General features: G+C 44.7%; 13 protein-coding genes. 6 read left to right on the top strand and 7 right to left on the bottom strand.

The genetic code is table 11. The features are described from left to right. Positions 1–52 precede the first annotated feature (52 nt). Entirely contained in the window at positions 53–2,134 is a 2,082-nt protein-coding gene (ppk1, locus tag JZ784_RS07390) for a polyphosphate kinase 1 (protein ID WP_346314401.1), read from the top strand. 21 nt (positions 2,135–2,155) lie between these two features. Here ppk1 and JZ784_RS07395 read toward each other — a convergent pair whose 3' ends face one another. The 5 genes from JZ784_RS07395 to rubA form a co-directional block, all read right to left on the bottom strand. Continuing rightward, the gene (locus JZ784_RS07395; RefSeq protein ID WP_346314402.1) at positions 2,156–2,797 is read right to left on the bottom strand and encodes a DNA-binding response regulator; all 642 of its coding nucleotides are present in this window, start codon (positions 2,795–2,797) and stop codon (positions 2,156–2,158) included. A 684-nt stretch (positions 2,798–3,481) separates the two neighbouring features. After that, positions 3,482–4,387 carry a LysR family transcriptional regulator OxyR gene (gene oxyR, locus JZ784_RS07400; RefSeq protein ID WP_005008203.1) on the bottom strand — a complete coding sequence of 302 codons (906 nt, stop codon included), beginning with the start codon at positions 4,385–4,387 and terminating at the stop codon, positions 3,482–3,484. Positions 4,388–4,400: 13 nt separating this feature from the next. Then, complete coding sequence (gene estB / locus JZ784_RS07405; protein ID WP_005008206.1) at positions 4,401–5,339, bottom strand: esterase EstB; 939 nt, start codon at positions 5,337–5,339, stop codon at positions 4,401–4,403. A 56-nt stretch (positions 5,340–5,395) separates the two neighbouring features. Next, on the bottom strand, positions 5,396–6,577 hold the full coding sequence (locus JZ784_RS07410; protein WP_346314403.1) for an FAD-dependent oxidoreductase: 1,182 nt from the start codon (positions 6,575–6,577) through the stop codon (positions 5,396–5,398). A gap of 78 nt (positions 6,578–6,655) precedes the next feature. Further along, positions 6,656–6,820 carry a rubredoxin RubA gene (gene rubA / locus JZ784_RS07415; RefSeq protein ID WP_005008208.1) on the bottom strand — a complete coding sequence of 55 codons (165 nt, stop codon included), beginning with the start codon at positions 6,818–6,820 and terminating at the stop codon, positions 6,656–6,658. A 494-nt stretch (positions 6,821–7,314) separates the two neighbouring features. Here rubA and JZ784_RS07420 point away from each other — a divergent pair, with 494 nt between their 5' ends. Then, a complete protein-coding gene (locus JZ784_RS07420) occupies positions 7,315–7,857 on the top strand; it encodes an adenine phosphoribosyltransferase (RefSeq protein ID WP_346314404.1) in 543 nt (180 codons plus the stop codon). 45 nt (positions 7,858–7,902) lie between these two features. Here JZ784_RS07420 and JZ784_RS07425 read toward each other — a convergent pair whose 3' ends face one another. Continuing rightward, positions 7,903–8,409, bottom strand: a complete 507-nt coding sequence (locus tag JZ784_RS07425) for a YqiA/YcfP family alpha/beta fold hydrolase (protein WP_005008212.1) — start codon at positions 8,407–8,409, stop codon at positions 7,903–7,905. Positions 8,410–8,854: 445 nt separating this feature from the next. Here JZ784_RS07425 and lysS point away from each other — a divergent pair, with 445 nt between their 5' ends. Continuing rightward, the gene (lysS, locus tag JZ784_RS07430) at positions 8,855–10,384 is read left to right on the top strand and encodes a lysine--tRNA ligase (protein ID WP_346314405.1); all 1,530 of its coding nucleotides are present in this window, start codon (positions 8,855–8,857) and stop codon (positions 10,382–10,384) included. Between the two features lie 273 nt (positions 10,385–10,657). Further along, on the top strand, positions 10,658–12,091 hold the full coding sequence (locus tag JZ784_RS07435) for a capsule assembly Wzi family protein (RefSeq protein WP_346314406.1): 1,434 nt from the start codon (positions 10,658–10,660) through the stop codon (positions 12,089–12,091). A gap of 430 nt (positions 12,092–12,521) precedes the next feature. Here JZ784_RS07435 and trpS read toward each other — a convergent pair whose 3' ends face one another. After that, positions 12,522–13,535, bottom strand: coding sequence for a tryptophan--tRNA ligase (trpS, locus tag JZ784_RS07440; protein ID WP_130144155.1), 1,014 nt, complete (start codon positions 13,533–13,535; stop codon positions 12,522–12,524). A gap of 190 nt (positions 13,536–13,725) precedes the next feature. On the opposite strand from trpS, the gene JZ784_RS07445 reads away from it, so the two are divergent. Beyond that, the gene (locus JZ784_RS07445) at positions 13,726–14,670 is read left to right on the top strand and encodes a DUF808 domain-containing protein (RefSeq protein ID WP_346314407.1); all 945 of its coding nucleotides are present in this window, start codon (positions 13,726–13,728) and stop codon (positions 14,668–14,670) included. 31 nt (positions 14,671–14,701) lie between these two features. Then, positions 14,702–15,604 (top strand): neutral zinc metallopeptidase, encoded by a 903-nt coding sequence (locus JZ784_RS07450; RefSeq protein ID WP_346314408.1) that lies wholly within the window; start codon positions 14,702–14,704, stop codon positions 15,602–15,604. Positions 15,605–15,663: the final 59 nt, after the last annotated feature.

Below are 15,663 nucleotides of genomic sequence, written 5' to 3' on the forward strand. Positions count from 1 at the left end.
TTGAAGCATACTTAGCGTTATGCACCGCACTTTCAAAAATCATAGGTTAGACATGAATACGGCAGCTGACACATCTTTGGCATCTACTGAATATACTTATAATGATCGCTACATCAATCGTGAGCTTTCGATTTTAGATTTCCATCTGCGTGTTTTGGAACAGGCGGTTGACCCTTTGCATCCGCTGCTTGAGCGCATGAATTTCCTGCTGATTTTTTCACGGAATTTAGATGAGTTTTTTGAAATCCGTGTTGCAGGCATGATGGAGCAGCTGGATTTAGGCAATGAAAGCCATACGCCGGATGGTTTGACGCCAAAGCAGGTTTTAGATCAAATTTCAGCAACGGCGCATGCGGCGATTGAGCGCCAGTACCGGATTTTGAATGAAGAAATTTTGCCTAAATTGCGTGAAGAAGATATTTGTTTCCTGCGCCGCGGCGAACTCACGCCAGCCCAGTCGGCATGGGTGAAAAAGTATTTTCAGGAACAAGTTGCGCCCGTACTGACACCAATCAGCCTCGATCCTGCGCATCCTTTTCCGCGCTTGGTGAATAAGAGCCTGAACTTTATCATCACCTTAGAGGGCAAAGATGCTTTTGGCCGGCAAATTGACTTGGCTGTTGTGCCTGCGCCGCGCTCTTTGCCGCGTGTTGTGCGCTTGCCGGATGAGCTGACAGGCGGCAAAGAGCATCACGTGATGCTGTCGGCGATTATTCATGAGCATGTGTCCGATTTGTTCCCAGGCATGACGGCAACAGGCTGTTATCAGTTCCGTGTGACACGCAATGCCGATTTAGCCTTGAATGAAGATGTCGAAGACTTGGCGAAAGCATTAAAAGGCGAATTGAATTCACGCCGTTTTGGCCGTGCCGTACGCTTGGAAGTCACGCATAATTGCCCTAAGCATATTTATGATTATCTGCTGGATGAGTTTGATCTTGAACAAGAGCAGCTTTATAAAGTTGATGGTCCTGTGAACTTGGCGCGCTTATTGTCCAACTTTAAGCGCCCGCATTTGCGTTATGACTCGCATACGCCGGTCATTCCCAAAGTGCTGAAAAAAGCTGAGAATATTTTCAGCGCGATGCAGAAACAGGATATTCTGCTGCATCATCCATTTGAATCTTTCGCGCCTGTGATCAATTTGCTGCGTGAAGCTGCGCGGGATCCGCAAGTTTTAGCGATTAAGCAAACCTTGTACCGCAGCGGCCCGGACTCTGAAATCGTGCAGGTGCTGGCGGAAGCTGCGCGCAACGGCAAAGAAGTAACCGCTGTAATTGAATTGCGCGCCCGTTTTGATGAAGAATCAAATATTGAGGTTGCCAATGTGCTGCAGGAAGCAGGCGCCGTGGTGGTCTATGGCATTGTGGGCTACAAGACGCATGCCAAAATGATTTTAGTGGTGCGCCGTGAAAATAATAAGCTGGTGCGCTATGTGCATTTGGGCACAGGCAATTACCATGCCGGCAATGCCCGCATTTATACTGACTATGGCTTGCTGACTACAGATAAAGAGCTGTGTGAGGATGTGCACCGCATTTTCCAAGAACTGACCGGCATGGGCAAAATGGCGAAACTGAAAAAGCTGCTACATGCGCCATTTACTCTGCATGCGCAGCTGATCAACTTTATTGATGATGAAATTGCCAATGCCAAAGCAGGAAAGCCTGCACAAATTATTGTGAAAGTGAATGCCCTGACGGAAGTTCAGCTGATCAACAAGCTTTATGAAGCGTCACAGGCGGGCGTTCAAATCGACTTGATTATCCGTTCCATTTGCTGCCTGCGTCCAGGTTTGCCTGGCCTGTCTGAAAATATCCGTGTCCGTTCGATTGTCGGCCGTTTCCTGGAACATACCCGTGTCTATTATTTCAGCAATAATGGCGATGCCCGTATTTATTGTTCTAGCGCTGACTGGATGGACCGAAATTTGTTTAACCGTGTAGAAGCCTGCTTTCCTATTGAAGATGCAGCGCTGAAGAAGCGAATTTATCAGCAAGGTTTAGTGAATTACTTAAAAGATAATCAGCAGGCATGGCAGCTTCAGCCGGATGGAATATGGGTGCGGGTGCAGGCGGCGGATGCTGAAGAGCCGCATAATGCGCAGCGTATTTTACTGGATTTAATCAAGTAATTGCATAAACAAAAAAGGGGCTTAGCCCTTTTTTTGTTTATGCTGCAGGGCGATTTTCCGGAATATATTTTTAATAAAGCTGTATATTTGATATTCAGAAGCTTTTAAAGAGGACGCTGTTTCTTCTGGCGATTCTGAGTGGCTGATGTGTCCTAAAATTTCCGTTTCTGCAGGGCTGAATACATGATGCGCTGGCAGATTGCTGGCTGAGCTGAACTGCTTTTGCAGCAGTTGAGCCAGCTGCGGATGCAAAATGGCGCCGCCGCTTAAGATGCACTTAAGATGCTGAAATTGCTGTTCTGCCGGCGCATCACTCAGCAAATAGGCATCCGCGCCAAGTTGAATGGCTTCAAGAATTTCAGCCGACTTGAATATGTTTTCATGAATTGTAATGAGATAGCTGAACGGATAAAGCTGTTTGATGTTGTGAATGGCGCGCAAATTGCTGTGATCTTGAATATTTAAAAAAATTAAATTGGGCAAATGTTCAGCGGTGACTTGATTTGCTTGTTCTTCGGAGTTTGCAGATAACACCAGTTCTTCAGGGTAACCTAAGTCTTTCAAAATGATGTGCAAGACGATGCTGTGCGGCTGCAAGGCCGGCGTGATTCTGCCCTGATGAATAATCAGTACGGGCACAGGCAGAATTAATTCGTTATGCATGAATTGGGTCACTCTAACATCAGAAAATTATGAATATGTTTATGCTTAGTTTTTGAAACTTTGCATTAAATTGATTTAAATATCTATCCCTAGAAATAGGGATTTAAATTAATTTATTATATTTAAGTATTTGTTGAATAATATTTATTTTAATAATTGAGTGTTTTTCTTTATTTTCGGCATTGATGATGCAATGTGTAAACTTTGCTGAAGAGGAATGTATTGGATCACCATGCCAAGGGCAATATGCATGCAGACTATAAAAACTATCGCTCACCATTCTTTTTTTATATGCGCTGGTGCAAGGCGGGCTGTATAGGAAATGAGGGGGAGGAGCGGCGCATTCATTTTTACATAGCTATTCTTAAGTGTGATATATATCACAAAATAAATTAAAATCGATGATTTAACAGGAATTATATTTGCTTTTAATCAAAGAATTGTTAAAAAATACCCAAAAATAGGGATAGGACAAAAGCTGATGGCGCTCTAGTATAGCCGCATCTTCTGACTTATCTGGCTAGGAAGAAGATTTATCAAGGATACAAATGATTTGATCTTCGAGTTTGAAATCATTTGTATTATTTCCTTAAAAGGGCAACCGAATTGGCTTGCCCTTTTTCTTTTTTTAAGTGAAAAAAAGGAGCCATGCAGGCTCCTTTTAATATAAGAATTACAGTTGCATTAATGCAGATTGTGCATGATTTTTTGCATGATTTGCAGTAACACGTCGAACTCGCTTTGCAGCGGCGTGCTCTTGCGGGTAATCAATGCCAATGTCCGGCTAGGGCCTGCTTCAATGGGTTTAACAGCTATGTTTGCATCGGCTTTAAGCATATTGGCATGCAGAGCAATTTCCGGCAGCAGGGTAAAGCCTAGGTCTGCAGAAACCATTTCAACTAAGGTCGGCAGTGAGCTGGCTTTTAAGCGGTGGTCATTTTTACGCTCGCCAACCGGGCAGGCGCTTAATGCGTGGTCACGAAGGCAGTGGCCTTCTTCCAGCAGCATCAAGCGTGATAAATCTAAATCATCTAGAGAAACGGCATTGGCCGCGTTCTGGTCAGCCCGGTTATAAACTAAATATAAGCTTTCTTTTGCAATTTCAGCAACTTTCAGGCTGCGTGTATCAAATGGCAATGCCAAAACAACCATATCTAAGTTGCCGTGCTCCAATTTTTCAACAATTTTCTCACTCTGCGCTTCATGCAGATGCAGCTGAATTTTCGGCAGCTGCTTGTGCACTTCATCCAGCAGCTGTGAAAGAATAAATGGCGCAATGGTGGGAATAATGCCGAGATGCAAATCGCCTGTGAGCGGCTCACTCATTTCACGGCTCAGGCGCATTAAGTCCTGCGCATCGGCCAAGAGAACACGTGCTCGGGCAACAACCTGCTCACCAAGCGGTGTTAAACGGACATTTTGGCGGTCGCGTTCAACAAGTACGCCGCCTAACAAACGCTCAAGTTCCATAATGCCGCCAGACAATGTGGACTGGGTGACAAATGAACGGCGCGCAGCTTCAGTAAAATGCAGCGTTTCTGACAGCGTTACGAGATATGACAGCTGTCTTAGAGATGGTAATGCAGCCATAGTGACCTAATGTTTATGAATTAAAGTGATCAGCAAATAAACCGCTAATATATGGAATAAAATGCGGAGGGATATCATGCCCCATTCCATCAATTAATTCAAATTTAGCGCCGGAAATTGCTTTCGCAACAGCTTTGCCATGGCTGGGCGGGAGCAGGCGATCGCATGACCCGTGAACAACCAAGGTTTCTTTCTGTATTTGTTTGTCCAGATTCAGCAGTGAACCTGTACATAATATTGCTAAAAACTGTTGAAGTACACCCGCTGGATAATAACTTCGCTGATATAGCTTGCGGGCGGTTTGGATGGCTTCCAGCTGATTGATATAGCCAGGCGATCCAATAATGTTGAAAACCTTCAGGCTGTGATTGACAATTCCTTCTTCGTCATGTGATTCAGGCTTGCCAATCAGGCTGAATAATTGCTTTGGAAACGGCGGCGGCAAGAGCGGCTGATTGTTGCTGGTGAACATTAAGCCCAGCTTATTGATTTTTTCAGGATATTTTGCCGAGAGGATTTGCGCAATCATTCCGCCCATTGAGGCGCCAATGATATTCACTTTATCTAAACCCATGCGGTCAATCAGCAGCGAAACATCTTCCGCCATATCATGCAAATTATATGGCGCGCCTTGATTTTCCAGCCCCAGCATAAATCGGCCCATCAGTTTGAGGGTATTCAGGCGCGGGCCTTTATTTCTGATTTTTGAAGACAGTCCAATATCGCGGTTATCAAAGCGGATAACCCGGTAGCCTTGATCAATCAGGGATTTGCAAAAGAAATCGGGCCAATACAGCATTTGAGCGCCTAAGCCCATGACCAGCATGATTGGCGGATGTTCTGGGTTTCCCCCAGCTTCTACGTGCAGCTCAATGCCATTGCCTAAATCGACTTTGGTTTCATGCATAAATGCTGTGTACGGAGAATTGTTAAATTGTAATGCGCTGTTCATTATTATTCTCCCCATTCAAGGACGTTTTATGTGAAAAACGTCCTTATATTAAACGCTTAAATGGATGCAGGAATCAAGTCCGGAACCTGCTTAGTTAACGCAAGGCGCTGTTTGCCAGCGGCAGCGCCCAGCAGCACAAAGCCGCGCAATGTGCCTGTGCTGTCAGTCGCTTTTGCCAGCATGCCATCTTCAGTTTCTTCTGTTTCCCATGTGACGTCGGCATCCACAGGCGCAGGCAATACCGTCAGCGGCGCAGCAGGCGTTTTCACCGCGACGGGCATAGCCGGGTAATGCACCGCGGTCTGCTCGCCGTTAAGCGTCTTCGCCAGCGCGCGCGCCTGCTGCATGATCGGCATGACATAAGGCAGCAGGGTGCCATTGACTTCGGCGCAGTCGCCCATGGCATAGATATCAGGCAGGTTGGTTTCTAGGCCGGCATTGGTCAAGATGCCTCGGCTGGTATGGATGCCAGCCGCTTTCGCCAAGTCAATATTCGGCTGCAGGCCAATTGCAGAAAGAACGGTATCCGCTTTCAGGCTCTGTCCATTGGCTAAAGTGACTAAATAGTGGCCATGGCTGGCTTTGGAAATTTTTTCGACGGTAGTCCCCAGTACAAAGTGAATGCCCGTCTCTTCTAAATTCTCTTTAAATGCCTCTGCAACATGCGCTGGCAATAGGCGGCCCAGCGGCTGTAGCGCAAGGTCAATGACGGTGACGCTGTGGCCTGTATTTTGCAAATCATTGGCAAATTCACAGCCAATCAAGCCTGCGCCTAAAATCACCACACGCTTATCGGCACTTTGATCGATTTGGCTGCGGAAGTCTTTATAGTCATTCAGGCTGTTTACGACATGGATGTCATCGCTGCCGTCACCTGCAATCGCCAGGCGGATTGGATTTGCGCCGACCGCTAAAATTAATTTGGAATAGTCTTGAACCGCTGCTGAACCCTCAGTGTTTTCAAGATGCAGCTGATGCGCGGCGGCATCAACCGATTTCACCCAGGTGTGGTTGATGATTTGCATATTTAACTGCGCAGCCATTTTTGCTGCATCGCCTAATGCAATTTGCTCCGGCGCTTTTTTGCCCGTATAGGCATTGGATAAAGTGGGTTTTGCGTAGTTCGCTGCGTCATCGCCACAAATCATGATAAGTTCTTGTTCGGCGTTCAGCTTGCGGAATTCACGTGCAGCTGCATAGCCCGCCATACCTGAACCAATAATCACAATAGGGTGCATACTCTACTCCAAGCGCATTAATCTATTTTTAAAGACGTAAAAAAAGACCATAACGGCATGGTCTTTTATTTTTATGAATTAAATTTCAACCATTTCAAAGTCGGCTTTTGAAACGCCGCAATCCGGACAAGTCCAGTCATCTGGAATATCGTCCCATTTTGTGCCGGCGACAATACCGTCTTGCGGCCAGCCTTCTGCTTCGTCGTAAATCCATCCGCAAACGATGCATTGATACTTTTTCATTTGATTCTCCAAAAACTGATCTAAACCGGGGATCAGCTAAAATTCCAGATACTGCAAGACTCTAATAATATGACTTTAACAGCAAACTCTTGGCGTAAATTTTTACGCAGTTCTGATCATAAAGTAAAGTGAATAAGAGTTTAATCAGCGAAATAAAAAGCAGAATGTCCAGCAGGGACAAAAAATGTCAGAAAAATCACGATTTACATAATTTTTGTCTGACAATTTAAAGGCTGAATACTGCAATCAGAGTCAGCATGCGGCAGACGCCAGTCTTAATGAAGACTATCTAGACTAAAGTCGTGAAGCCTTTTGATTGGCTATTTGTTAAATTATGATCAGGCTATTGCATAGCTAATATTTATTTAAAAAATGATGATAATAAAATCAGTGGTTTATGTAATTTCCAATCGCTTGTAAATTAAAATTGGCTGTTCATTGTTCGAATTTAGCGTTAAAATTCACACATTCCTTTCTTATTTTATATTTCTCCTATGAGCACTTTGTCTACTGTATTGTGGTCGAACATTCGTACTGTCCAAGATTTTCCAAAACCAGGCATCTGTTTCTATGACCTTACGCCGTTATTCATGAATAACATTGGACAGTTGACAGATGCTTTAATCGAAAGCATTCCTGCTGAGCAGTTGGCGGAAGTGGAGAGCTTTGTTGCTGTTGAAGCGCGCGGTTTTGTGCTGGCGAGCCTGCTGGCGCAGCGCACTGGAAAAGGCCTGATTTTGGTTCGCAAAGCGGGTAAACTGCCGCCGCCAGTGGTCGGTGTAGGCTACAGTTTGGAATACGGCTTAGACCGTTTGGAAATGTCTGCAGATATCAAAAGCCAAAAAGTTATTGTGGTTGATGATGTGCTTGCGACAGGCGGAACTTTGCGCGCAGTGAAGCAGCTGGTTGAGAAATGCCATCATCAAGTGCTTGGCGCGAGTATTTTCCTGGATTTACCCGATTTGCATCAAGATTTAGGCATGAAGATCTGGTCTGTTTTGGATGAAAAATCTAAACCGGAATCAAACGCAGCCTAAAACTGCTGCCTGAATCAAAAAGCCCTGCCTGAAGCAGGGCTTTTTTTATTTACTTAAGAATGACTGTTCAATTTGCTGAATCAGCATGTTGATATTCTCAGGATTTTCCAGACGGTGGTGTCCGCCTTCAATTGCCTGAATTTGCATGTAGTCTTCCAGCTGTTCCTGAACATTATGCATATCCAGCATTTCATCTCCGAGTTCTAAGTAGGCCAGCTGCGGAATGTCATTGTCTAAATCATCATTGCAAATGGCGGGATAGTCTTCTCTGAAGTTGGGAGTCAGGCTGGGGTTGGCAATGACGCAGGGAATGCGGTGCGCTGCAGACATTTTAAGCGCCCAATAGCCGCCTAAGCTATGGCCTACAATAATTTCCGGCTTAATTTTCTCAATGATTTCATGATAAAAGTCGGCAACTGTCTGAAAATTCAGGTTGCGGTAATCGACATCAATGCAAAATTTCTGCTTTGCATCAATTGCATGGAATTTTGTAGATTCACGTGATGAATCTAAGCCATGCAGAAAGAGTATTTTTGATACACATGCATTCATTTTTTTTGTTCACACTGGCTTTATCTATGAATAATGAAGGTTGAAAATAAGTTACTTTTCAACAAAACTTGCTTAATATTGTAGTGCGGGAGAGCAAATAAATAATTTAGATTTTGGTCTAATCTACTAAGGGCTTAGAGCTGGCTTAAGGCGCATTTTGCGGCGGCGGCAATTCAAGGATAAAGTTTTATTTTTTATATTATAAATTCAATCAAGCGCTCTTGAATTTTGAACAGCATGCAAAACGGCTGCTGGCTTTGCCGGTAATAAAAATCAATCTGCTGCAAGGCAATGCTAAAGAATTTGGGGGTGAATGAATTTGCAGAAATCTGGCTGCAATGCAAGCGCAGAATTGCAATTGAAATGATTGGATTGCCTTCGAATTTTGATGTATTTCTGCTATGCTATGCGACTTCCAATTTTATTTAATCTATTCGAGGCAGAGATGACGCAAAATAACGCTCAATCGACTTCTGAACAACACATTTCCGAAAACGATTTAATTGCACAGCGTCATGCCAAATTAAAGCAAATTCAGGACCGCGCAAAGGAAACTGGCGTTAGCCCTTGGCCGAATACATTCAAGCGTGAGCACTATGCTCAGGACTTGCAGGATCAATTCGCTGAAAAATCAAAAGAAGAAATTGAAGCCGGTGAACCGGTTCATGTTTCAGTAGCTGGCCGTGTGATGCTGAACCGCGGTTCATTCATTGTCATCCAAGACATGACCGGCCGCATTCAGCTGTATGTGCCGCGCAAAGAACTTGCGCCTGACGTTTTAGAAACTGTAAAAAGTTTAGACCTTGGCGATATTATCGCTGTTCAAGGCTATATCGGCCGTTCAGGGAAAGGCGATCTTTATGTTCATATTGAACATTTTGAATTGCTAACCAAATCACTTCGTCCGCTTCCAGACAAATTCCACGGCTTGACCGATACTGAAGTAAAATACCGTAAGCGTTATTTAGACTTAATCGTGAACGAAGAAACACGTAAAACTTTTGAAATCCGCGCAAAAGTCGTGTCTGGTATCCGCAACTATTTAACAAATGAGCGTTTCATGGAAGTTGAAACGCCAATGATGCATGTGATTCCGGGCGGCGCGTCAGCACGTCCATTTGAAACGCATCACAATGCTTTGGATATGCCATTATTCTTGCGTATTGCACCTGAACTGTATTTAAAGCGTTTGGTTGTGGGCGGTTTTGAGCGTGTTTTCGAAATTAACCGCAACTTCCGTAATGAAGGTGTTTCGACCCGTCATAACCCTGAATTCACCATGATTGAATTCTACCAAGCGTATGCAGACTACAAAGACTTGATGGCTTTGACTGAAAGCATGCTTGAGAAGCTGGCAATCGACATCCTAGGCTCTACAGATGTGCCGTATGGTGAAGAAGTGTATAGCTTCAAAGGCCCATACAAGAAAATCTCTATGTTTGATGCGATTCTTGAACATAACCCAACATTTACGCCAGAAAATGTGGCTGACCGCGAATTCCTTGCAAAATTCATCAAAGAAGAATTGAAAGAGCAAGTCAAGCCAGGTTTTGGCTTAGGTAAATTGCAAACAATCGTATTTGAAGAAACGGTTGAAACTCAGCTTCGCCAGCCGACATTCATTACGGAGTATCCTGCGGAAACTTCTCCATTGGCCCGCCGCAATGATGACAATCCGCACATTACGGACCGTTTTGAATTCTTTATTGGCGGCCGTGAGCTGGCCAATGGCTTCTCGGAATTAAATGACCCAATCGACCAAGCGGAACGTTTCCAGGCGCAAGTTGCAGAAAAAGATGCAGGCGATGATGAAGCGATGCATTTTGATGCTGACTTTATTGAAGCGCTGGAATACGGTTTGCCGCCTACAGCAGGCGAAGGCATTGGTATTGACCGTCTGGTGATGCTGTTTGTAAATGCGCCGAGTATCCGTGATGTAATTCTGTTCCCGCACATGCGCCATAAAAATGCATAAGCATTAAGCCTCAAAGAACCCGCCAAGTGCGGGTTTTTTTTGCTTTTAGTGGTGATATTTTTAGTTGATTTAACCTTTTATTAAAAAAATTAAAAAATCAATTATTTTTAAGTTATTGTATTTTTGATGTTATTTTGTATTTTTTGTGTAATTAAAAAAAATAAAACACAATGTATGCTTTAAAAATCATGAAAATAGTACACAATTATATTGAATAATCGTGATCTTATATAACGCATGAAGATAAAAGTCTTATCCGCATTGGCTCTTGCTATGGCCGTTCCGTCTGCTTGGGCGCAAGGCATTGTTCTGAATGATGAAGCGCTCCGTTCAGATTTAAACTGGCTGAATCAGCAGGGTGTGATTCAAATCAGCACTTCAACATGGCCAATGAGCGGTGATGAAATTGCACGTGCTTTATCTCAGGCGCAAGTCAATACTGCGGCGCAGCAGAGAGTGATGCAGGCTGTGCAAAATAAGCTGAATGCTGACAATGCAATGATCAAGGCTGAGCTGTTTGCCGAGTCTGATCAAAAGAATATTCCGCAGAATTTTGGCGATCATCAAAAGGCTCAGTATCAAGGCGCTTTCGAGTTTAATGCAGGCGCTGAAAACTGGGATGTTAAATTGCGCGCCAATGCAGAAAAAGATCTGCAAATTGACAATGATCAGGATGTAAATTTAGAAGGCTCATATTTAGCTGGAAAATTATGGAACCAATGGCTGATTGCTGGACAAATTCCAAGCTATTGGGGGCCAGGCCATGACGGCAGCTTAATCCGCGGTGATGCCAGCCGTCCAGTGTATGGCGTGACTGTACAGCGTGCAAATCAGAGCGCATTTGAAACGAAGTGGCTGTCTTGGGTTGGGCCTTGGCAGTACCAAGCATTTGCTGGGCGCTTAGATGATTATAAAGCTGTGCCTGATGCGAATTTGATTGGTTTGCGTATTACGGCTCAACCATTGCCATACTTGGAATTAGGCGCTTCACGTACTTTCCAAATAGATGGAGAGGGGCAGCCAGGCAGTGCTAAAGCCTATTGGAATGCATTTATTGGCAAAGATAATGAATGTAACGATCAAGGCTGCCGCGGCGAGAAAAATGCTTCAAACCAAATTGCGGGCTTTGATGGCCGTTTGAATTTACAGCCCTTGCTGCAAGTGCCTCTAAGCTTGTATGGACAGTATGTTGGTGAAGATGAGGCGGGCGGTTTGCCGTCCAAAAAAATGTATTTAGCGGGTGTGGATTATTCATCAGCTTTAAAGGCCATGCCATATCAGCTGTACGCCGAGTGGGCGGACACCCGCACCAATGGCGAAGCGCGCGGTATTTCTTATAATCATCATATTTATACTGACGGATATTATCAGCACGGTTATCCGCTCGGCCATGCTATGGGCGGTGACGGTCAAATGGTGTCTGTCGGCGGCAACATCCGCATCGATCCGATGAACCGTGTCAATGGCCGTGTGCTGTTTGCCAAAATGTCAGGTGTCGACAGCCGGCCGGATGTGCGGAAAATCAATGCGGCTTTTCCGGCAGCAGATGAAATCAAAGCCTTGGATTTAACCTGGACGCATTATCTGCGTCCGGATTTGCCATTGAAGCTGAATGGCTGGGTAAGTGATTCGGATCGGCAAGGCAACGATGCCGGCGCCTCAGTGGGGATTGAACTGCCTTTGGATAAGCGGCTGTTCAGCTACTAATTTATATGCGGCAACGATGCAAAACAATCATCCCGGCTTAAGCTGGGATTATTATTAGGTGATTTTTATCTATTTATAGAAACCAGGTATTGGATATCGCTGCGGTAAGCGGGAGCGCTGAATTTAAGGCAAAAAAATACGCAATGATTGGGGTTTTCATTGCGTATAACAACGAATCTGCTTTCACAGATCCGGTAAAGGAGAAATGTATGACTTCAAGTTTTCTTAAAACTTGGGATCATTGTAAGATGAACGATGAGTCATTTCATTAGCATTCAGGTTAATATGTGTTAATCAATGTGAATAAATGATAATTTTTGTGACTTATGTCTCTATGTTTTATAATCATTGCTTAAGCATATCTGAATAAAAAGCCTTTCTTTATGAAAGGCTTTTTATTCACAAACTGTGAATGCGGGTGAGCAGCGATTTAGAAGTGGAACACACCTAAACCGGATTTCACTTCATCTAAAGTTTGCTGTGTGATGTCGCGGCATTTGTCTGTGCCTGCTTTTAGGATATCCATGATGTAATCCGGATCTTTGGCAAGTTCCATGCGGCGTTCACGAATCGGCGTAATCAATTCTTTCAGCACGCCTTCAAGGCGTTTTTTCACCGTGCCGTCACCCAATCCGCCGCGGCGGTAGTGCGCTTTCAGTTCTTCAACTTCTTCTTTATTGGTGTCAAAGGCATCTAAATAGGTAAAGACCACATTGCCTTCAACTTGGCCTGGATCTTCAATGCGCAAGTGATTTGGATCGGTATACATCGCATTTACCGCTTTTTTGATGTCCTTGTCAGATGCATCCAGCACAATGGTGTTGCCCAATGACTTAGACATTTTTGCTTTGCCGTCAAAGCCAGGCAGGCGGCCTACGTTGGATAAAAGCGCTTTGCATTCAGGCAGAATATCATGGCCAATTTGGCGGTTCAGGCGGCGCACGATTTCGTTGGTCTGTTCAATCATTGGAATCTGATCTTCACCGACAGGCACGACAGTCGCTTTAAATGCAGTAATATCGGCTGCTTGCGCCACCGGATAGCATAAAAAACCTGCTGGAATGTCGCGCTCAAAACCGCGCATTTGAATTTCAGATTTAATCGTTGGGTTACGTTCCAAGCGTGACACGGTCACAAAGTTCAAATACAGCATGGTCAATTCGTTTAACGCCGGCAAACAAGATTGAACGCAAATTGTTGTTTTTTCAGGATCAATGCCAACGGCCAAATAGTCCGTTGCGACTTCAATAATATTGCGGCGGACTTTTTCAAAGTTATCCGCATTATCTGTCAGCGCTTGAGCATCAGCCAGCAGAAGGTGCTGATGGTGAGAATCCTGTAAACCTACGCGTGAACGTAAAGAACCGACAAAGTGACCAAGGTGAAGTTGTCCAGTTGGACGGTCGCCAGTCAAAATCACTGGACGATTATCTAGATTGCTCATTATTTATTCCATAATAGCAGCCAGCGCTGCTTAGGTTTCTCAAAGAATGGCAACATTGTACGGCATTATTTTTTAATATGTCAGTCACAATAAATCTCAGATGAAAAATATCCATGATTTAATCAAGTAAATACAATATAAAAGTTTAAAACACATTAGAATTGCAGAAAAATGACCAGGAAAAATAACAATGGCCAGCAGCCTTTTATTGCTTTTAGATGATATTGCGACAGTGCTGGATGATGTTGCTGTAATGAGTAAAATGGCCGCCAAAAAAACGGCGGGCGTTTTAGGGGATGATTTGGCTTTGAATGCGCAGCAGGTCAGCGGCGTGCGATCTGAGCGTGAGCTGCCTGTTGTTTGGGCGGTAGCAAAAGGCTCATTTGTCAATAAATTGATTTTAGTGCCTGCCGCATTGCTGATCAGCGTGGTCGCGCCGTGGCTGATTACGCCATTATTGATGATTGGCGGCTTATTTCTGTGCTATGAAGGCGTAGAAAAAGTGCTGCACAGCCTGCAGCATAAAAAAGCCCAGACCGAAGATGTCGCCAGTCAGGAAATGCAGCAAATTGAAACCGATCTGGTGACATTTGAAAAAGAAAAAGTCAAAGGCGCCATACGGACGGATTTTATTTTATCCGCTGAAATTGTGGTGATTTCATTGGGGACTGTGGCGACCGCGGCATTTGCCAGCAAAGTGATGGTCTTGTCGGTGATTGCAATTGTGATGACTGTAGGTGTCTATGGCTTTGTGGCCATGATTGTGAAAATTGATGATCTGGGGCTATATTTAACACAGCAACCCTCTGAATCTAAAAAGGCCATTGGCCGCGGTTTGCTTGCATTTGCACCTAAGCTGATGAAGCTGCTGACCATTGTCGGCACCATTGCTATGTTTTTAGTGGGCGGCGGCATTATTACGCATGGTGTTCCGCAGCTGCATCATTTGATTGAAGGTTCTGTAGATTATGCAGAGCATATCCCTACGGTTGGAAGTATTGTCGGCGCTTTAACGCCGACCTTGATTAACTTGGTCATTGGCTTTGCAGCCGGTTTGATTGTCCTGCTGATTGTTGCCTTAATTCAGAAAATTTGGCCAAAATCCAATAAAGCCTCATCTGACGAAACACATTGACAGCAGAATTTAAAAAATAAGGAAGATCACTATGCGCTGGAAAGGCCGAAGGGTAAGCAGCAATGTTGAAGACCGCCGCGGCGGCGGCGCCAAAGCCGGCGGCATCAGTATTTTGGGTTTAGTGGTTGCATTTGTCGCGTGGAAATTTTTTGGCGCAGATCCGCAGCAGGCATATCAAGCGACGAAACAGGCCACCCAGCAGGCATCTTCAGCGGAAGTCAAAGGGCTGGATAATCCGACGCCGGAACAGCAGGAAGCTATGGATTTTGTCGGAACGGTTTTGGCGGACACGGAAGATACCTGGTCTGAAATTTTTAAAACGCAGCTGAATGCGCAATATGCTGCGCCCAAACTGGTGATGTTCAATGGCGCAGTCAATTCGGGCTGCGGCACAGCGCAGTCGGCAATGGGCCCGTTTTATTGCCCAACGGATCAGAAAGTCTATATTGATACCGCATTCTTTAAAGATATGCGAACGCAGATGGGCATTGGCGGCGAACAGAATCAGACTGAACTTCAGCGTCAGGATCAGGCCGGCGATTTTGCTCAGGCCTATGTGGTGGCTCATGAAGTTGGGCATCATGTGCAGAATTTGCTGGGCATTTCATCTCAGGTGCAAAAAGCGCAGGCGCAAGCATCTAAGGTTCAGGCCAATCAGCTGTCTGTGCGCTTAGAACTGCAAGCAGACTGTTTTGCCGGCATCTGGGCCAATAAAAACCAGGAGCGCACACAGTTCCTAGAGCCAGGTGATGTCGAAGAAGCGATTGATGCTGCGCATAAAATTGGCGATGACTATTTGCAGAAAAGCGCAACGGGGCAAGTTGTGCCAGACAGTTTTACCCACGGCAGCAGCCAGCAGCGCATGCAATGGTTTGAGACAGGCCTTAAATCTGGAAAAATTGACAGCTGCGATACTTTTCAGGCTTCAAGCTGATTTTTGAAAATGAACGGATCAAAAGAGGATAAAAATATCCTCTTTTTTTTGCAGCCTTG

Source organism: Acinetobacter sp. CWB-B33 (assembly GCF_039655955.1).
GTDB lineage: Bacteria > Pseudomonadota > Gammaproteobacteria > Pseudomonadales > Moraxellaceae > Acinetobacter > Acinetobacter bouvetii.

What these genes read in the sequence shown, in the direction of transcription:
- ppk1 (WP_346314401.1), top strand. Translation starts at nt 53, where the DNA reads ATGAATACGGCAGCTGACACATCTTTGGCATCTACTGAATATACTTAT.
- JZ784_RS07395 (WP_346314402.1), bottom strand. Translation starts at nt 2,797, where the DNA reads ATGCATAACGAATTAATTCTGCCTGTGCCCGTACTGATTATTCATCAG.
- oxyR (WP_005008203.1), bottom strand. Translation starts at nt 4,387, where the DNA reads ATGGCTGCATTACCATCTCTAAGACAGCTGTCATATCTCGTAACGCTG.
- estB (WP_005008206.1), bottom strand. Translation starts at nt 5,339, where the DNA reads ATGAACAGCGCATTACAATTTAACAATTCTCCGTACACAGCATTTATG.
- JZ784_RS07410 (WP_346314403.1), bottom strand. Translation starts at nt 6,577, where the DNA reads ATGCACCCTATTGTGATTATTGGTTCAGGTATGGCGGGCTATGCAGCT.
- rubA (WP_005008208.1), bottom strand. Translation starts at nt 6,820, where the DNA reads ATGAAAAAGTATCAATGCATCGTTTGCGGATGGATTTACGACGAAGCA.
- JZ784_RS07420 (WP_346314404.1), top strand. Translation starts at nt 7,315, where the DNA reads ATGAGCACTTTGTCTACTGTATTGTGGTCGAACATTCGTACTGTCCAA.
- JZ784_RS07425 (WP_005008212.1), bottom strand. Translation starts at nt 8,409, where the DNA reads ATGAATGCATGTGTATCAAAAATACTCTTTCTGCATGGCTTAGATTCA.
- lysS (WP_346314405.1), top strand. Translation starts at nt 8,855, where the DNA reads ATGACGCAAAATAACGCTCAATCGACTTCTGAACAACACATTTCCGAA.
- JZ784_RS07435 (WP_346314406.1), top strand. Translation starts at nt 10,658, where the DNA reads ATGGCCGTTCCGTCTGCTTGGGCGCAAGGCATTGTTCTGAATGATGAA.
- trpS (WP_130144155.1), bottom strand. Translation starts at nt 13,535, where the DNA reads ATGAGCAATCTAGATAATCGTCCAGTGATTTTGACTGGCGACCGTCCA.
- JZ784_RS07445 (WP_346314407.1), top strand. Translation starts at nt 13,726, where the DNA reads ATGGCCAGCAGCCTTTTATTGCTTTTAGATGATATTGCGACAGTGCTG.
- JZ784_RS07450 (WP_346314408.1), top strand. Translation starts at nt 14,702, where the DNA reads ATGCGCTGGAAAGGCCGAAGGGTAAGCAGCAATGTTGAAGACCGCCGC.